This window comes from Bradyrhizobium sp. C9 (genome assembly GCF_002532045.1).
Taxonomy (GTDB): Bacteria; Pseudomonadota; Alphaproteobacteria; order Rhizobiales; family Xanthobacteraceae; genus Bradyrhizobium.
The window spans coordinates 23,140-39,630 of record NZ_NWTG01000032.1 but is presented as its reverse complement, the minus strand read 5'-3'; the positions used below and the strand labels follow the sequence as shown (position 1 = coordinate 39,630).

The following is a 16,491-nucleotide window of genomic DNA, read 5'->3' as shown; positions in this document are numbered from 1 at the left end:
TGGATTTCCTTTGGACTTCCTTGGGGTCAACAGGCGGTGATCGAGGTCTTCTGGCCGAACGATACCGGAACGAAACGTGTTAATACACGTCCCAACAACAAACTCAATTCACGCATGGCCGGTCAGCTGCGGATCATCACAGGCATTGCCGCGATCGTGCTGGTCGCCGGCGCGGCCGCGGGCGCCGCGATCGCCTGGCGGCCGCAGATCGCGGCCATTGCGCCGCCCCGGCCTGATACGTTCGACCCTGACACCGTCAAGCGCGGCCGCGATCTCGCGGCGATCGGCAACTGCAACACCTGCCATACCGTGCAGGGCGGTGGGAACTATGCCGGCGGGCTGCCGGTTCCGACGCCGTTCGGCACCATCTTCTCGTCGAACATCACGCCGGACGCCGAGACCGGCATCGGCGGCTGGCCGGAGGAGGCGTTCGTCCGCGCGATGCGCTCGGGCGTCGCCCGCGACGGCCGGCATCTCTACCCGACCTTTCCCTATGACCATTTCACCATTGTCTCCGATGCAGACGACCGGGCGCTCTATGCGTTCCTGATGACGCGGCAGCCGGTGCGTGCGTCGCCGCCGGCGAATCAGCTGGCGTTTCCGTTGAACTATCGGCCGCTGATTGCCGGGTGGAAGTTCATGTATCTTCGCAGCGGCGACGTCCCCTCCGATCCGGCCAAGGGCGCGGAATGGAACCGCGGTGCCTATCTGGTCGAGGGGCTCGCGCATTGCGGCGCCTGCCACACGCCGCGCAACGTGCTTGGCGCGGAACGCGTGAACGCGCAGTTCGCCGGCGGCGAGGTCGACAATTGGCACGCCTACGCGCTGAACGATGCCTCGTACGCCCCGGTGCGGTGGACGGCTGACGCGTTGTACGCCTATCTGCGCCACGGCTGGCATTCCGATCACGGCACCGCACGCGGGCCGATGGCTGAAGTGGTCGGCAATCTGGCTGATGTCGCCGATAGCGATGTGCGCGCCATCGCCGTGTACATGGCCGATGTCTCGGGTACGTCGGCGCCGGATCGCAAGCCGCCCGCCGATGCCGTGGCGCAATCGGCATCAGCGGACGCAGCGCAAGCCAACGCCGCGGGCGCGGCGATCTATGCTGCGGCCTGCGCAGCGTGCCATGAGGGCAATCGGGCGCTGCCCTATGGCGGTGTCAATCTCGCGCTGAGCACGGCGATCGCAGGCTCCGACCCGCGCAACCTCCTCAATATCGTGCTGGCGGGCATCAGTGCCGCCGCGGGTGAGCGCAGTCCGATCATGCCGGGATTCGCGGCCAGCATCGACGACGCGCAGGTGGTTGAGCTCGCGAACTATCTGCGCTCCAGGTTCGGCAAGCAACCGGCGTGGAACGATCTCGACAAGGCGGTGCACGAGGCGCGCGCGGCGCAGGCCACGTCGCTTGCGGCGCGCGACGCGCCTGCGGAAACCAGACGGCGAGGTACGCCATGACAACGCTGAAGGTCAATGGCCGGGATCACCAGGTCGATGCCGATCCGGATACGCCGCTGCTCTATGTGCTGCGCAACGATCTCGCGCTCAATGCCGCGAAGTTCGGCTGCGGGCTCGGGCAATGCGGCGCCTGCACCGTGATCGTCGACGGCAAGGCGGTGCTGTCCTGCGTCACGCCGCTGTTGCTCGTCGAGGGCAAGCAGGTGACGACGCTCGAAGGGCTCGGCACCGTGGCCGCGCCGGCGCCGATCCAGCGCGCCTTCATGGAGGAGCAGGCAGCGCAGTGCGGCTACTGCATCGCCGGGATGATGATGCGGGCGCAGGCGCTCCTGATGCGCAACCCGAAGCCATCCGATGCACAGATCCGCGCCGAGCTGGAGCCCAATCTCTGCCGCTGCGGCACCCATATGCGCATCCTGCGCGCGGTGCATCGCGCCGCGCGGCTGATGGATACGGCCGACGCCGCAAGCGAGGAGGGCGTCCGATGATCGCGCCGATAGTGCTCGATCGCCGCAGCGTGCTGGCCGGTGGCGGCGCGCTGATCGTCAGCTTCTCGCTGCGCCATGCGGTGGCGCAGGAGCAGAAGGCTCAGGGCCCGAAGCTGCCGGGCAGCCTCGCAACCTCACCCAATCTGGATTCCTGGATCCGGATCGACGCCAATGGCCAGATCACGGCCTTTACGGGCAAGGCCGAGCTCGGCCAGGGATTCCGCACCGCGTTCCAGCAGATCGCCGCCGAGCAGCTCGATATTCCCTTCGATGCGCTGAAGGTGATCACTGCCGATACAAAGCTCACGGCGAACGAAGGCTACACCTCCGGCAGCCATTCGATGCAAGACAGCGGCACCGCGATCCTGCATGCCGCGGCGCAGACGCGTGCGCTGCTGGTTGCGGAGGCAGCGAGGCGGTTCGATCTGCCAACCGACGCGTTGCGCACCGAGAATGCGGCGGTGATCGCCCCCGACGGCCGGCACTTGAGCTATGGCGAGCTCGTCGCCTCGGACATGCTGCATGTCGAGGCGCAGCCGACATCGCGCCTGAAGGATCCGGCAAGTTTCAAGGTGATGGGTCAACCGGTGCCGCGCGTCGATATTCCGGCCAAGGTCACCGGCGGCGCCGCCTATGTGCAGGACATGCGCCTTCCTGGGATGGTTCATGCGCGCGTCGTGCGTCCGCCGAGCTACGGCGCGAAGCTGATCGAATGCGATACGGCCGCGATCGAGAAGATGCCCGGTGTGGTCGGAGTCGTGCGCGACGGCAATTTCCTTGCCGTGGTGGCGGAGAAGGAGTTTTCGGCGGTCAAGGCCATGCATGCGCTGTCAGCCGCGGCGAAGTGGCGGGAGAGCGCGAAGCTGCCGAACCAGCGGGATCTGGCTGATGTGCTGACCGCGCTGCCGTCGCAGGACTTCGCAATTTTCGAACGCAGCGATCCCGCGGTGAGCGGCACGAAATCGCTCGAGGCGACCTACACGCGGCCCTATCAGTCGCATGGCTCGATCGGGCCGTCCTGCGCGCTCGCGCAGTTCGGCGATGGCGCGATGACGGTGTGGACGCACACCCAAGGCGTCTATCCCGACCGGCAGGCCATCGCTGAAATGCTCGGCATGCCGCTTGCCAGCGTCCGCCTGATCCATGTCGAGGGCTCCGGCTGCTACGGCCATAACGGCGCCGACGATGCCGCCGCTGACGCCGCGCTGATTGCCCATGCGCTGCCCGGGCGCCCGGTCCGGGTGCAGTGGATGCGCGAGCAGGAGCACGGTTGGGAGCCGTATGGCCCGGCCATGGTGACGAAGTTGAGGGCCTCGCTCACGGTCGACGGCAGGATCGCCGATTGGAATTTTGCGGTGTGGAGCAACACGCATTCGATGCGGCCGGGCGGCGCCGGCTCGCTGCTCGCGGCCCAGCACATGGCGCGGTCGTTTGCGGTGCCTGCGCCAAAGCCGTTGCCGCTGCCGGAGGGCGGCGGCGATCGCAACGCGATACCGATCTACAATTTCCCGAACGCGCATGTGATGCACCACTTCATTCCCGCGATGCCTTTGCGGATTTCGGCGATGCGCGCGCTCGGCGCCTATCACAATGTGTTCTCGATCGAGAGCTTTATGGACGAGCTGGCCGATCTCGCCGGCGCCGATCCGGTCGCGTTTCGCCTCAACCATCTCGACGATGCGCGCGGCCGCGCGGTGGTGGAGACCGCTGCCCGGGAATTCGGCTGGACGCCCGGTGCGAGGGCGCCGCAGAATCGCGGCTATGGCTTTGCGTTCGCGCGCTACAAGAATCTGGCCGCCTATTGTGCCATTGCGACCGAGGTGGAGGTCGATCGCGAGACTGGCCGGGCTCGGCTGGTGCGCGCGGTCGCTGCCGTCGATGCCGGCCAGGTCGTCAATCCGGACGGCATCACCAACCAGATCGAGGGCGCGATCGTGCAGTCGGCGAGCTGGACGCTCTATGAGAGCGTCACCTTCGATGAAGCAAGGATCACCAGCATCGACTGGCAGACCTACCCGATCCTGCGCTTCAATGCCGTGCCCGACAGCATCGCCGTCCACATCATCAACCGCCCGGGCCAGCCGTTCCTCGGCAGCGGCGAGACCGGGCAGGGGCCGGCCGCTGCGTCGCTCGCCAATGCCGTTGCGCGCGCGACCGGCAAGCGGCTGCGCGACCTGCCGCTCAGCCGCAAGCGGATCAAGGATGCGATCGATGCGTAAATTGGTCAGGCCGTCGGAGCGGGTGGCGCCGGAGGCGGCGTCATTGGCTCGACCTTGTAGGTCGTCGGCAGGTTGATCGGCTTGTAGGTCGTATCCTTCTCCATCCGTTCAACCACCGAGGCATGGATGGTCGCCCCGTCCGGTATCGGCCGCGGCTCGCCGCGCGGCAGATAGAAGCCGAGGAAGGACTTCCGCTCCGGCCACTCCTTCCATTTGTCGCTCTTCGGAATCCATTCCAGGATTTCCCAGGCGGCGGTCAGCGAATTGTGCAGCGGGGCGGTCGCGCTCGGCGGCACGTAGTCGAACTTGTGCGGCGGCAGCGGCATCCCCCAGGCGAGATGATCGATCAGCGCCTGATCCATGTGCAGCCCGGCGGTCTTGGCCTGCTCGAGCATCCAGATCAGCGGAAATTTTGACGGCCCGCTCTGGTCCTCGGGATAGCCACCGCCGACGTCGGAGTGCACGCCGGCGAACCAGACCTGGCGAATGTCCTGGTCCACCTCCGTTGCCGGATCGAACGGATCGGTGCGGAACTTCTGCGGCTCGATCCAGCGGTTGAGGCGGAACATGCGCCTGCGTTCGTCGATCGAGATCGCCTGGCGGAAGCATTTGACGCTGGAGTTGGTGCGGGTGAACAGCAGCGTCTGGATGTCGAACAGGAAGTTGTCCTGCCGTGGCACGATGATCGAGGCCACGGTGTCCCAGACTCCGACGAACTCGATGTCGATGTTGCGCCCGCCGGCGATCTGGCTGAAGTGCCAGACTTCCTTCAGCGGGGCAGGGTCAAACGTCCCGTCGGACTTCTGGGCGTCGGAGCTGGCTTTCTTGTAGGTGCCGAAGGCATGGCTGGCGAGGTCGAGCTGGTCGACCGGCAACAGGCCCATCGCATGGATGAAAGCCGCCAGCGTGCGCACGGTATAGGCGCCGCGGCTGAAACCGAACATCCAGACCCGGTCGCCGGGCTCCCAGAGCCGGCACAGAAAACGGTAGGCGCCAAGCGTGTCCTCGTCGAGGCCGGCGCCAAAGGCCAGCCCGAACAGGCCGCGCACCTCCTGCTTGAAGCGGCCCCAGCTGTTCTGCAGGCCGATCGTGCCGAGACCCGGATGATAGTAGATGCGCTGCCGGTCATCCTTGTCGGCGACGCGAAACAGCTTCAGCACGTTGGAAATATTGGCGCCGATCTCGTTGCCGGTGCCGTCGCAACAAATCACAATATCCTTCGGCATCCGTTGCCCCCGCGGCCGCCGTGAAAATTCGCGATCTCAATGTACGGCAGAACACGGGGAAGATTCAATCTTCAATTGAAGACGGTTCTATGTGCGCGGCATGAACGCCGACTGTCATTCCGGCGTCTGCGGCCGACATCGCGCGGGCGTGCGCGCTCTAACCAGCGATCCGCAGAATTCAATTGCAACACTTTGGAAAAGGTGGAAATCTCGTCGTCAATCATTGCGATATTGCGTCGAATTTTCTGCCCTTCAGGGATTTCGCCGGTGCGCGCGATCATCTTGCCTGCGGCCTTCCGCAGCCTCCACACCATGGACAGGAACGCATCGGCATGAGCCACCAAGCGCTCGTGACGGTCATTCTCGCGGGATTGGTGGTGAGTGCGTTCGGACTGTTCTGGTGGGTCGGTAGCTATTCGGATCGCGTTTTCGCCAGTAGATTCCGGACCCGCTTTCCGGAGAAGACGCTGAGCTACACCGGCGATCAGCTCGGCGAACTGGTGCAATCCGATCTGCGGATGAAATATGTCTTCCCGATCCTGTTCCCGCTCGATCTCGTCGTCATGCTGGCGCTGGCGGGCGCGATGGGCGCGGCGTCATCATTCTGGCTGAACCAGATCTATCCGACCGCAGCGTGGCTCGGCCTGGTCGTGCCGGCGGTGTATCTGCTGAGCGACCTGATCGAGGATTGCCTGCTGGCCTGGCTGTTGCTGCACGGCGATCCGCATGCGGCGGCCCGCTCCGTCTCGATGCTGAAGGCGATCACGACGATCAAGCTCGTCAGTGTCTCCGCGTCGATCGCGCTGACGCTGGTTGCGTTAGTCGGGTGGTTCCTCCACAGCGAGTCGCTCGCGATATAGCAGTCCCGACTGCGCGGTCTATTGATACGTCGCCACGATGTCAGAGACGGCGCGCTCGAGCTGCTGGGCAGTCGCGCATTGGCGCACCACGGTGCAGAAGGTCGCGTAGCGCGGCATCTCGGAATCGCCAAAACCCCAGACCATGCGGCCTTCGGGGTTGAGCCACACCAGCCGCTTCGAGCGCTCGCCGATGCGGCGCAGGATGTCGGCGCGCGGATCGAGATTGTTGCTGCGGGCGTCGCCGAGCACGATCACCGTGGTCTGCGGCGTGATTGCGCTCATCCAATTGTCCTCGAAATCGGCGAAGGAATTGCCGTAGTCGGACGAACCGAAGCCGACCCTGGACATGATCTCCTTCATCGCTTCTTCCGGCGAATTGGATTCCAGGATGTCGCTGACCTCGATCAAATGGCCCGAGAAGGCGAACGAACGGACGTCGTCGACGACCTCGTGCAGGCTGTGGATCAGGAGCAGGAAGAAGTCCGAGACGCGGGCGACCGAGCCCGAGACGTCGCACAGCGCTACGATCTTCGGCCGGTCGCGATGCTTGCGCTTCCACGCGGTGAGGAACGGCACGCCGCCCCAGGCTGCGTTCCGCCGCAACGTGCGGCGGACGTCGAGATGGCCGCGGCGCTGACGCTTGCGCGGCTTGGAATAGCGTTCGCGCAGCCGGCGCGCGATCTGTCGGATCAGCGCGCGCATCTGCTCGACCTGCCGCGGCTCGATCCGCGCCAGCGGGGCGTTGCGCAGGATCTCGTTGCGCAGGTTTTCTGTCTCTTCGCGGCCGTAGAGCAGCAAGGCTTGCGAGACCGTGTCGCGGACGGTGCCGCGCAGGCCGTTGAGCGCCTCCTGCAGCCGTTCGGCGAGCGCCGGGTTGCGGGTGGTCTGTTCGTCGATGTCGTCGCGCAGCCGCTGGATGCCCATCGCATCGAGAATGCGGGTCTGGAAGATGCCGCGCTGGGTGAAGTAGCGGATATCGGGCAGCGAGGCGGCGCCGGAGGCATTGGCGATCGCCGTCGATATCGCGGCGCGATCCTGCGACAGCAGCATCTGCGCCAATGGGCCGACATTCTCGTTGGCAGCGCCACCCGCCGCATCGCCATGCTCATCGGCCGACGGGTTGGCGCCGGATTCGCTGTCGTCGCCGGTCTTGTTCTGCTCGGCGGCGTCCTGCTGCGGCTCGGGCTGGCTGAAGAACAAGTCAAAGCATTCGCCGAGCGAACGCTTCTCATCCTGCGTCTTGGCAAGCGTCAACAGGAACGTGTCGCGCAGGATGTCGCGGTCGGCAAAGCCGACCTGAGCCACCGCCCGCATCGCATCGATGCTTTCGGCGGGCGAGACCCGGACCCCGGCTCCCCGCGCCGCACGAAAGAAGCGATGCAGGTTCTCGCGCATCTTGGCCTAGCTGAACACGCCTTGGCGCGACGCCTTGGCGATGAAGGACGATATCTGCGGCGCCGCGGCCTCGATGTCGGCCTCGTATTTCAGGAGCACGTTGAGCGTGTCCTTGACGATCTCGGTGTCGAGCTCGCCGGCCTGCAGCAGCACCAGCACGCGCGCCCAGTCGATCGCTTCGCTGACTGAGGGCAGCTTCTTCAGGTCCAATGAGCGGATCTCGTGGATGAAGCCGACCATCTGCTTGCGCAGCGTCTGCGAGATACCGGGCACCCGGCTCTCGACGATGCGCTCTTCCAGCTTCTGCTCGGGGAAGCCGATATGCAGATGCAGGCAGCGCCGCTTCAAGGCATCGCCGAGATCGCGTTCGCTGTTCGAGGTCAGGATCACGGTCGGCGGCGCCACCGCGGAGACGGTGCCGAGCTCGGGGATCGTGACCTGGAAGTCCGAGAGGATTTCCAGCAGCAGCGATTCGAATTCGGCATCCGACTTGTCGATCTCGTCGATCAGGAGCACGCAGCCGGCCGGCTGCTCCAGAGCCTGCAACAGCGGCCGCGGCTCGACGAACTCCTTGGAGAAGAACACGTCGCCGAAGGTGTGGAGCTGGTCGAGCGCCGCGGCCAGCGACTGCGCGCCGCCGAGCACCTCGCCGAGCTTGTCCTTCAGGATCTGGGTGTAGAGCAGCTGCTTGGCATATTTCCACTCATACAGCGCTTTGGCCTCGTCGAGGCCCTCATAGCACTGCAGGCGGATCATCTTCAGGCCGCGCCAGGCCGCGATCGCCTTCGCAAGCTCGGTCTTGCCGACGCCGGCAGGGCCCTCGACCAGGATCGGCTTCTCGATCTGCTGCGACAGATAGACCGCGGTCGCGATCTGCCGGCTCGCGATATAGCCTTGCGCGGCGAGGCCGCTTTCCACGGCCTCGATCGAGGCGGTGGGCCTGGTGTCAGCCACGAGGATCAGCTCCGAATTTGCCTTGAACTCGGACCTGTTCTGCTCCCGTTGCGGGCAAAGCACAAGGCTCGTTTGGCCCGCAAAGGCATGGGGTAAACGCTGCGCTTAGCGCATGGTCCCGGGGTATTTCCGCCGAGCGCAATACCCGGAGGCGGCAAGCTCTAGCTCGCGCAGCTCTTCACGAAATCCTTGCGTTGCGGGCCGACGATCTTCTGGTCGATCGCCTGCTTCAGGCAGTCGAGATGCGCCTGCGCCATGCAGAGCTGCATCTGGTCGTGCCGATCCTGACCCTTCAGTGCCTTCGCGGCGCTCTGGCAGGCCGCGCGCTTCGCACCGGGCACGGGCACTGCCGCCGACGTGCTCTCTTGCGCAGGAGCCGCTGCCGGCGCTGCAGCCGGGGTTGAGGCTGCTTGCGCGAATGCCGCGACCGAGACCAGCAGCGAACCAGCCGAGACAAGGGCGACGACGAAACGTTTCATGGGATGTGCCTCCGCGGGCATGATCCGGAGAAGCGATGTCGGCTTTTCCGGAACGTCATGCTCAGACCAGGAATGGGATCACGATGCGATCTCATGGTCGCGCCGTGACCCAGGGGGAGGCTGAGAATTAGAGACTGTCGCCTGAATGCGGAGTGAATATGCCGGAAGGCCGCTTCACCTCAGCGTGAGGCCGGTCGCGGCTTCGAGCTCGGAAATCGCCTGAGCGGCGTTCGCAACCTTGATCGTCGTCATGCCCATCTCGCGCGCCGGCTTCAGGTTGACGCCGAGATCGTCGAGATAGACGCAGGTCTTCGGGTTCACCTGCAGCGTCTCCACCATCATCTGGTAGATGCGCGGGTCGGGTTTGCGCAGGCCGATCTTCGCGGACTCGATGACATGGTCGAACAGCGCCATGACTTCCGCGACATAGAGTGTGCGTCCGCTGTGGCTGCCGATTGCGTTCGACGGCAGGTTGTTGGTGATGCAGCCGGTCTTGAATTTCGCCTTGATGCGCTTCAGTGCCTCGACCATTTCAGGACGCAGGTCGCCGGAGAGCAGCGGCAGCACGTCCTTGCCGCGCACCTCGGCGCCGAGCGCCTTGGATTCCGTCGCGAACAGCGCGTCGAACGCGTCGATCCCGATCTCGGCGCGCTCGAACTTGGCCCACGCGTTGTCCAGATGGTTGGCGGCGTTGGTGCGGCGGATGATGTCGACCGGCAGCTCGCGCTCGGTCTCGTAGCGCGCGAAGGCCTCGAACGGCGAGGTGGTCAAGACGCCGCCGAAATCCCAGATCACTGCCTCGATCATCAATGTCCTGCCCGTTGCAAAGCGGCGGCTTCGCCTCGGGTCGTCCGGCCGTTTTGGCCGAAGACAGGGAAACGCGCGTCCAGCCTTCTTTATTGGAATTGCCGCCGATCAGGCAAGCCGCCAGTTTGCGGCAAACTCCGCCATGCGGAACGGGCTCACCAGACCATCGGAACCAGGCGATAGCGCACGCGGGCGAGATATTCGGCATAGCCGTCGAGCTCGGCGGCGAGCATTCGCTCCTCCATCATGGACCGCAGGCCGAGCAGCGCCGCCATGACCGGCACGATGCCAAGGCCATACCAGGATCCGAGCAGCAGCGGCGTGCCGACATAGGTCAGCAGGCCGCTGGCATAGATCGGATGCCGCACATAGGCGTATGGTCCCGTGGTCACCGCAGCATGCCCGCGCTCGCGCTGGATCTTCACGACCGGGGCGGCGTAGCTGTTTTCGCGGTAGGTCCGGTAGACGACGTAGAACGAGGCGGCGATCATCAGAGCGCCGGCGCATTGCAGCCACAGGGGGACGAACGAAGTCTGGCAGCGCACCGCGTCGAGCGCCATCAACGGCAGCCATGTCAGCCACAACAGCGGCATGATCGTCGTGATCACGCGATCCCACCCGGCCTGGCCGCGCGCGGTGCGGCGCTCCGCCAGCAGACCCGGATCATGCCTTGCGAGCCATGCCTCGGTGATCAGCCCGCCGATCGCGATCTCGAGCAAAAATATCCAGGCGCCGGCCCATCGCACGGTGCCCGCCGCAAGAAATAGCAGCGTCCCTAGGCCCACAATTGTGCAGGCGGCGCGGCGCAGATTGATGCGAGGAGGATTGCCGTTCTGGTTCATGTCTCTCTCCGGCGAGCGGCAACGGCCCCGCCGGGGCGGGCGGGCCGTTGCATGTTCGGGCAGCGGATCGAAGCGCAGCTCACTGCGTCGAGCCGGTCACGGTCTGCGGGTCCAGTTTCGTGCCTGTCCGGAATAGACCTTGCTCGGCAGCGCACGGGCCGTGGGATCGAGCAGGATCTTCATCGCAGTGTTGAGCCTCGCCTCCGAGTGCGGCGAGCCATCATGGCGCATCTGCTGCGGAGCACCGGGGCCCTGCGGCGGCGCCATGTAGGCCGACGTCGTCGGCGGGGCGGGCGTGGTGGCGATCTTCGGACGGGCGACGACAGCGGCCTCCAACGGGCGCCGCGCGTCGGCAACGCTTGACGCTGCGGATGCTTCCGCCGGCGGCGGAGAGGCGGCGCTGTCGGATCCGGATTTGCGGGGCGGTCTTGCCATGGCATCGGCTCCATAGGTTCGGTGATGACGACGACGTCAGGATTTGTCTTCGTCGGATGTGGTGCGTTTGGCGATGATCGGGTTGCGGTCGCTGATCGCGGCGAGCAGCGAGGCGTGGGTCACGACTGACGACACGACGATCTTTCCGGAGGGCTCGATCCGGCGACCGTTCTTTTGCTGTTGCTGTGGGCTCCTGGCGGTGGATTTCTGCATCATGTCGGCCTCCTCAAAGGTGGGTGGGGCCCGACAGCGCCGGGCCCCGAGTTTGGCGATCAGATGCCGAAAGCACCGAGGACGCCCGGCAGCGCCTGCACGGCCGTACCGAGGATGTCCTGCCAACCCTGCGGGTTGACCGACCCGTTGGTCGCCACTTCGGCAATCCGCTTCGGACCGCGCTCGATGCCCTCACACTGGATCGGGCTACGCACGCTGCCGAAGGTCTCAAAGTCGTTCCTTGCGTACATGTTCAGCTCCTTCTTTCGGTTTGAATTGACGGCAACTACGGGAGGTGGGCACCGACCGGGGCAGCCGTCGCTGGACGTCGCCCAGGGGATCGCTCATCGCGTCGATCTCCTGGACCACGTGACGCTAATTCGCGCCACGTTCTGATCTCCTCCGGGCGCAGAGGAGCAATCGCGTCAATAGACCTGCCACTGCCGCAGCGGCCCGACCGCCACCGGCACCACGTCGCTCACGTCGATCGTGTACTGATAGACTTCGCGCGCCTGGGTCAGGACTTGCGTCGGGTTGAAGAAGCGGTAGGTCACGTCGTGGCATTCCGAGTCCGGCCGGCAGATGACGCTCTGGTCGACTTCGACGGTGTCGAGCCGCAGGCCCTTCTTGGCAGCGTCAATGAAGATCTTCCGCGTGTTGTAGGCATTCATCGCCGAGTAGTTCAGCGCGCGATCCTGCGGCGAAAGGCCGACATTGCGGAACTCGTTGTAGATGCGCTCGAGGAAGCCTTCTGCGCCGTCCGGCCAGGGGAGTGGCCCGAACAGGGTGAACAGATCCCATTGGTAGAAGCCGCGCCAATCGGTCACGAGCGTCGGCACGACGGTGCCGTTGAGCAGCTTGGTCGTGTTGGTGCTGTCGACCCAGCCGGCCATCGAGACCCGCGCAACGCCGCCGGGCGGTGGGAATGCCGGGCGCGTCGCCGGCGGCTCGCCGCCGGCGGGGGCCGACATCGTCGCGATTGCCACGGTGCGGGTCGTCGCAGGATCGTCGTGCGAAACCTCCTGATGCCACAGCGCCAGGATCAGCGCGGCGAAGAACCCGAGACCGAACACGTCGAGCGGCTTGATCGCATAGATCGGAATCGAATCGATCGTCATCGTCCAGGTGATGGCGTCGGCGTCGGGGAAGTTGTTGCCGGCGCCGGGCGGCGTTGCGGTCTCGCCTTCGGCCTGATTCAGCAGATAGCGCGCCATGATCGCCGGATTGTACGGCGCCGAGGTATCGCCGGAGTGGTCGCGCTCGGGCCCGAAGGCTGGATCGCCGCGGCCGATCAGGCTGTCGCGCCAGTTGGCGATCGCCTGCACGAAGTAATCCAGGCGGGCTTCCTTGCCGAAATCGTAGAACAGCCGGCCGATCGGGAAGGCGAGCTGACCGGTGGACTCGGCCGTCGCGCCCCGTGGACGCATGCCGCCGCCACAACCGCAGCTCTTCTCGCCGCTGGTTCGAACCGCGGGCGCTTCGTACATCGGCAAGGCCTGGGGCATTGCGACGGGAAGCGCATTGCTCGGCATCAGCGCGGGCAGTTGCTGCGGCTGCAGCCAGGTCTGCGGCATCATGCCGGCCGTCGGTATCGCCATCTGCGGCATCATCATCGGCGGCATCACCATCTGCGGTGCCGGTGCCGGCATCCAGACCATGTCGCCGCCCGCATGAGGCGCGTGATACGGATAGGGCGCGGGTGCCGCGATCGGCGCTGCGACGACGCCGTGATCAACAGGCGCGGCCATGGCCGCATGTGCTGCCGGCGCGGCGGGCTGCGCCTCGCTTGGCATGATCCCGGCGCTGCTTCGCAGGACCGAGCCGTCCGGCCCGAATATGCGCGGAGCCGATGGTGCAGACATTGCTGATAGATCTCCCATGGAACCCTCTCTGGTTGCAGTTGGCTGAGCGGCGGATGACGGTTGGACGAAAGGGCGCGCGGACACTCCCCAGAAGCGGGGAGGCGCGGCCGTGGCACCCGACGGCATGACGGCGTCCGCCTGCTCGCCAAGCAGGGCGGCGACAGCCGCGGGAATATCGAGCCGTCCGGCGAGACAGCGCGAGGCGCTGCCGTCGTTGCGGCAGGGCACTGCGCTTTCGAGCAGCGCGGCACGGACGGCTTGTGGATCGGCCTTGCGTCCGTTCTGGCGCAGGCATGAGAGCAGCAGCGCGGCGACGCCGGACACGATCGGCGCGGCGTAACTCGTTCCGGAGCGCAGGCTGACATTGCGGAGCGGCGAGGCGCCGGCGATGTTCTCGCCGGGCGCCAGGATGCCGCTCTCGAGATAGGCGTCGCCGAAATTGCTGAACGGCAGCGGGTTGCCGGCCAGATCGCACGCGCCGACTGCAAGCACCGAGGACAGGCTGCCGGGCACCTGCACGCAGCGGCAGCCGTCATTGCCGGCAGCGGCGACGATCAGCTTGCCGGCACGCTCGCAGGCCCGCACCGCGTCGACCAGAATGCGATCGGCCTGTCCCGTCGCGGATTGCTGGCCGCTGCTGATGTTAATGATGTCGGCGCCGACGGCCAGCGCCTGGTTGATCGCGAGCGCCAATGTGCTTTGCGAGGACGGCTCGATCTGCCCGGCCGCATTCTCGCGATAGATCGAGAACACGGTTGCGCTGCAGTTCGGCGCAACGCCGAGCACCGGGCTGCCGGGCGTACCCATCAGCACGCTCGTGACATGCGTGCCGTGCTCGGACTGGATCGTCGGCGAAGACGGCGCGACGAATTCGTCGCCCATGGCGACACGGGCCTGCCGGAGCGAGGGATGATTGAGATCGACGGGACCGTCGATGATCGCGATCTTCACCGCGGGGTCGCCACCCGACGTTCTCTGCCACAAGGCAGTCAGGCCAGCGATGTCGGCAACTGGATTCATGAAATCGATCCTGGCCGATCTGCTGCGAATTCGTGCAGCCGATCCGTCTTCCACGGCAATCTGCAATCGCGCAGCGAACGAAAAGAGCGGCATGTCGCTGCGTTGGTGCTGTTGTGGCAGGTGTGCCGAGAAAGGCCTATTCACCGTGGTGGATCAGAAAGGATCGAGCCGATGATACGGATCGGCCGATCCAGGAGATCGATCCTGCGCCTCGAAAGATCGATCCAAGGATTTAGTCGGGATCGATCTTGCTGCGCGACGCCGCACGCATGTGCGTAAAGCCGCGCCGCAGCTCGGCAATGTGTGCATGCGCTGTGGTCAGCCGAATACGGAATTCAGGTCGCTGATGTCAGTCGAGCTCGCGGCGGCGATCGAGCGCCGGCGCAGATGACGCGATCCACGGCGCTTCGCGGACCCGCCGCATCGCCTGTGCCCGGCGCGGCAGGCCGAGTTTCTGCAGTACGTGATGGACGTGATGCTTGACGGTGGCAAGACTGAGCTTGAGATCGCGTGCGATCTCCTTGTTCGACATGCCCTGCCCGATGAGCTTGAGAACCTCGCCTTCGCGGCGCGTCAGGCCCTGATCCGTATCGATCGTATCGGTCTGACGCTCCATGCAAAACAGCGCGCGCAGCAGGCCGCCGGAAATCTCGGCGCTGCAGGCAAGCCGCCCCGATGCCACGTCCGACAGCGCGCGGCAGAGTTCGTCGAAGCTGGCATTCCGGGAAATGTAGCCGCTGAACCCGGCCCGGCCGCAGCGGACCACGTCGCGCCGGTCCTCGTTGAGGCCGAGCGCCACCAGCGCGATCTGCGCGTGCTCGCTCGCAATCACGCGCACCTCATCGAGATCGATGCCCTGTGTGACGTCGATCAGAATGACACTCACACTGCCGGTCTCGAGGGTCGCGCGCAGGCCGGCAAGATCGGAGACCGCCGCCTCGACGGCGAACTCGGCGTGGTTCTGGAAACTCGAGGTAAGCCCCTCGCTGAACAGCCTGATCGGCGTGACGACCGCGATCCTCATCATGATCCTCGAACTCAAAAAATGGCGGATCGAAAACCGTCTGTAGGTCGACGGCACCGGCATCCAGAAAGTCATGAAGGTAAGTATGCGGTATGCTGCCAGAGGTTGTATTATTACCAAGCCCAAACTACGGCCCCGATAGGCACGGGATCAAGAGATGCAGTTCACATTCGAACGTCGTGCTGGCAGCACGGCGCAGGATACGATGTGACGGATATCGCGGCAAGATGGCGACACGCAGAGCGTGCGAGCCATGGGGCTGCAGAAAATCTCGCGGTGACTTCAACGCCGTAGTCATCGACGTCTAGATATTTAGATAATTGACGTGTGTGCGTGCGGGTGCTCTGTACAAGATTACGTGTTCTTCGGCCGAGTGTGAGCGACGCAATGCCGCGCCTCGGATGTGCTCCATCCAGATGCCAATCGCAGGGTTCCATGACGACATTGATTCGAGCGGCAGCCTTTCTGACCCTGTTGATCGCAACGCCGGCCTTCGCGATCGTCGGTGGTGGCGCGCCGTCGACCGATGGCGTCGCGCGCGCCGTCGTCACCATCGTCGGCTCGCGTGGCAATTTCTGCACCGGCGCGCTGATCGCGCCGAAGGTGGTGCTGACCGCGGCGCATTGCGTGCAGCCCGGCGCCGATTACAAGATCGTCGATTATGGGCCGGACCGGCAGCCGAAGCTGCAGGACGTCAAGACGGTTGCGATCCATCCCGGCTTTCGGATGCAGGCGATGACCAATCATGTGGCGACCGCCGATGTCGCGCTGCTGCAGCTTGCGGTCCCGGCCGCGGGCAAGGCGCCGGCCGCACTCGGCATGCCCAACATTCCGATCCAGGTCGGCGGCCGCTTCACCGTCGCCGGCGTCGGCGTCACCGTGCGTGGCGACGGCAAGAGCGGCGGCAGCATTCGCGTCGCCGGCCTGATCGCGAGCGGCAAGCCCGGCACGCTGCAGATCCGTCTGGTCGATCCGGTCGGGCAGGGCGTGCGCGACGGGCTCGGCGCATGCACCGGCGATTCCGGTGCACCCGTGTTCGAGGACAAGCAAGGCGGCCCGGTCATCGTCGGCGTGGTGAGCTGGTCCACCGGCCCGAACGGCACTGCCGGTTGCGGCGGCATCACCGGCGTGACGCCGCTCACGCTCTATCGCGATTGGGTGATGCAGACCGCGCTGCAGTGGGGCGCAAGCTTTTAGCCGAGCGGCAGC

General features: G+C 65.5%; 17 protein-coding genes. 5 read left to right on the top strand and 12 right to left on the bottom strand.

What is annotated here, in order from left to right; genetic code table 11:
• Positions 1–114 precede the first annotated feature (114 nt).
• From CO675_RS35565 to CO675_RS35555, 3 genes are read left to right on the top strand one after another with little or no spacing between them, the layout of a single operon-like run.
• Positions 115–1,458, top strand: coding sequence for a c-type cytochrome (locus tag CO675_RS35565; RefSeq protein ID WP_097676544.1), 1,344 nt, complete (start codon positions 115–117; stop codon positions 1,456–1,458).
• Complete coding sequence (locus CO675_RS35560) at positions 1,455–1,946, top strand: (2Fe-2S)-binding protein (protein WP_097676543.1); 492 nt, start codon at positions 1,455–1,457, stop codon at positions 1,944–1,946. Before CO675_RS35565 ends, CO675_RS35560 begins: the two co-directional genes overlap by 4 nt.
• Positions 1,943–4,165, top strand: a complete 2,223-nt coding sequence (locus CO675_RS35555; protein WP_097676542.1) for a xanthine dehydrogenase family protein molybdopterin-binding subunit — start codon at positions 1,943–1,945, stop codon at positions 4,163–4,165. The genes CO675_RS35560 and CO675_RS35555 overlap by 4 nt, the downstream gene beginning before the upstream one ends.
• 5 nt (positions 4,166–4,170) lie before the next feature.
• Here the strand turns inward: CO675_RS35555 and CO675_RS35550 are convergent, their stop codons facing one another.
• Both CO675_RS35550 and CO675_RS40275 read right to left on the bottom strand, forming a co-directional pair.
• Positions 4,171–5,391 carry a T6SS phospholipase effector Tle1-like catalytic domain-containing protein gene (locus CO675_RS35550; RefSeq protein WP_097676541.1) on the bottom strand — a complete coding sequence of 407 codons (1,221 nt, stop codon included), beginning with the start codon at positions 5,389–5,391 and terminating at the stop codon, positions 4,171–4,173.
• 71 nt (positions 5,392–5,462) lie between these two features.
• Positions 5,463–5,732 carry a hypothetical protein gene (locus CO675_RS40275; protein ID WP_143279202.1) on the bottom strand — a complete coding sequence of 90 codons (270 nt, stop codon included), beginning with the start codon at positions 5,730–5,732 and terminating at the stop codon, positions 5,463–5,465.
• On the opposite strand from CO675_RS40275, the gene CO675_RS35545 reads away from it, so the two are divergent.
• Positions 5,724–6,251 carry a hypothetical protein gene (locus CO675_RS35545; RefSeq protein ID WP_245453050.1) on the top strand — a complete coding sequence of 176 codons (528 nt, stop codon included), beginning with the start codon at positions 5,724–5,726 and terminating at the stop codon, positions 6,249–6,251. The two genes, CO675_RS40275 and CO675_RS35545, sit on opposite strands and share 9 nt — an antisense overlap.
• Positions 6,252–6,269: 18 nt before the next feature.
• Here the strand turns inward: CO675_RS35545 and CO675_RS35540 are convergent, their stop codons facing one another.
• The 10 genes from CO675_RS35540 to CO675_RS35495 all read right to left on the bottom strand — a co-directional run bounded on the left by CO675_RS35540 (position 6,270) and on the right by CO675_RS35495 (position 15,282).
• Entirely contained in the window at positions 6,270–7,646 is a 1,377-nt protein-coding gene (locus tag CO675_RS35540; RefSeq protein WP_097676540.1) for a vWA domain-containing protein, read from the bottom strand.
• A 6-nt stretch (positions 7,647–7,652) separates the two neighbouring features.
• A complete protein-coding gene (locus tag CO675_RS35535; protein ID WP_097676581.1) occupies positions 7,653–8,600 on the bottom strand; it encodes an AAA family ATPase in 948 nt (315 codons plus the stop codon).
• Between the two features lie 161 nt (positions 8,601–8,761).
• On the bottom strand, positions 8,762–9,079 hold the full coding sequence (locus CO675_RS35530; RefSeq protein ID WP_097676539.1) for a hypothetical protein: 318 nt from the start codon (positions 9,077–9,079) through the stop codon (positions 8,762–8,764).
• 174 nt (positions 9,080–9,253) lie between these two features.
• The gene (locus tag CO675_RS35525) at positions 9,254–9,886 is read right to left on the bottom strand and encodes an HAD-IA family hydrolase (protein WP_198964862.1); all 633 of its coding nucleotides are present in this window, start codon (positions 9,884–9,886) and stop codon (positions 9,254–9,256) included.
• Positions 9,887–10,041: 155 nt separating this feature from the next.
• Positions 10,042–10,728 (bottom strand): methyltransferase family protein, encoded by a 687-nt coding sequence (locus CO675_RS35520; protein ID WP_097676537.1) that lies wholly within the window; start codon positions 10,726–10,728, stop codon positions 10,042–10,044.
• Between the two features lie 96 nt (positions 10,729–10,824).
• Entirely contained in the window at positions 10,825–11,163 is a 339-nt protein-coding gene (locus CO675_RS35515; protein WP_143279201.1) for a hypothetical protein, read from the bottom strand.
• Positions 11,164–11,199: 36 nt separating this feature from the next.
• A complete protein-coding gene (locus CO675_RS35510; RefSeq protein WP_097676535.1) occupies positions 11,200–11,379 on the bottom strand; it encodes a hypothetical protein in 180 nt (59 codons plus the stop codon).
• Positions 11,380–11,435: 56 nt separating this feature from the next.
• Positions 11,436–11,627, bottom strand: a complete 192-nt coding sequence (locus tag CO675_RS35505; protein WP_029080476.1) for a hypothetical protein — start codon at positions 11,625–11,627, stop codon at positions 11,436–11,438.
• Between the two features lie 174 nt (positions 11,628–11,801).
• Positions 11,802–14,258, bottom strand: a complete 2,457-nt coding sequence (locus CO675_RS35500) for a S8 family serine peptidase (protein WP_097676580.1) — start codon at positions 14,256–14,258, stop codon at positions 11,802–11,804.
• Positions 14,259–14,607: 349 nt separating this feature from the next.
• Positions 14,608–15,282 (bottom strand): LuxR C-terminal-related transcriptional regulator, encoded by a 675-nt coding sequence (locus CO675_RS35495; protein WP_097676579.1) that lies wholly within the window; start codon positions 15,280–15,282, stop codon positions 14,608–14,610.
• A 435-nt stretch (positions 15,283–15,717) separates the two neighbouring features.
• Here CO675_RS35495 and CO675_RS35490 point away from each other — a divergent pair, with 435 nt between their 5' ends.
• On the top strand, positions 15,718–16,479 hold the full coding sequence (locus tag CO675_RS35490; protein WP_097676534.1) for a S1 family peptidase: 762 nt from the start codon (positions 15,718–15,720) through the stop codon (positions 16,477–16,479).
• Positions 16,480–16,491 lie beyond the last annotated feature (12 nt).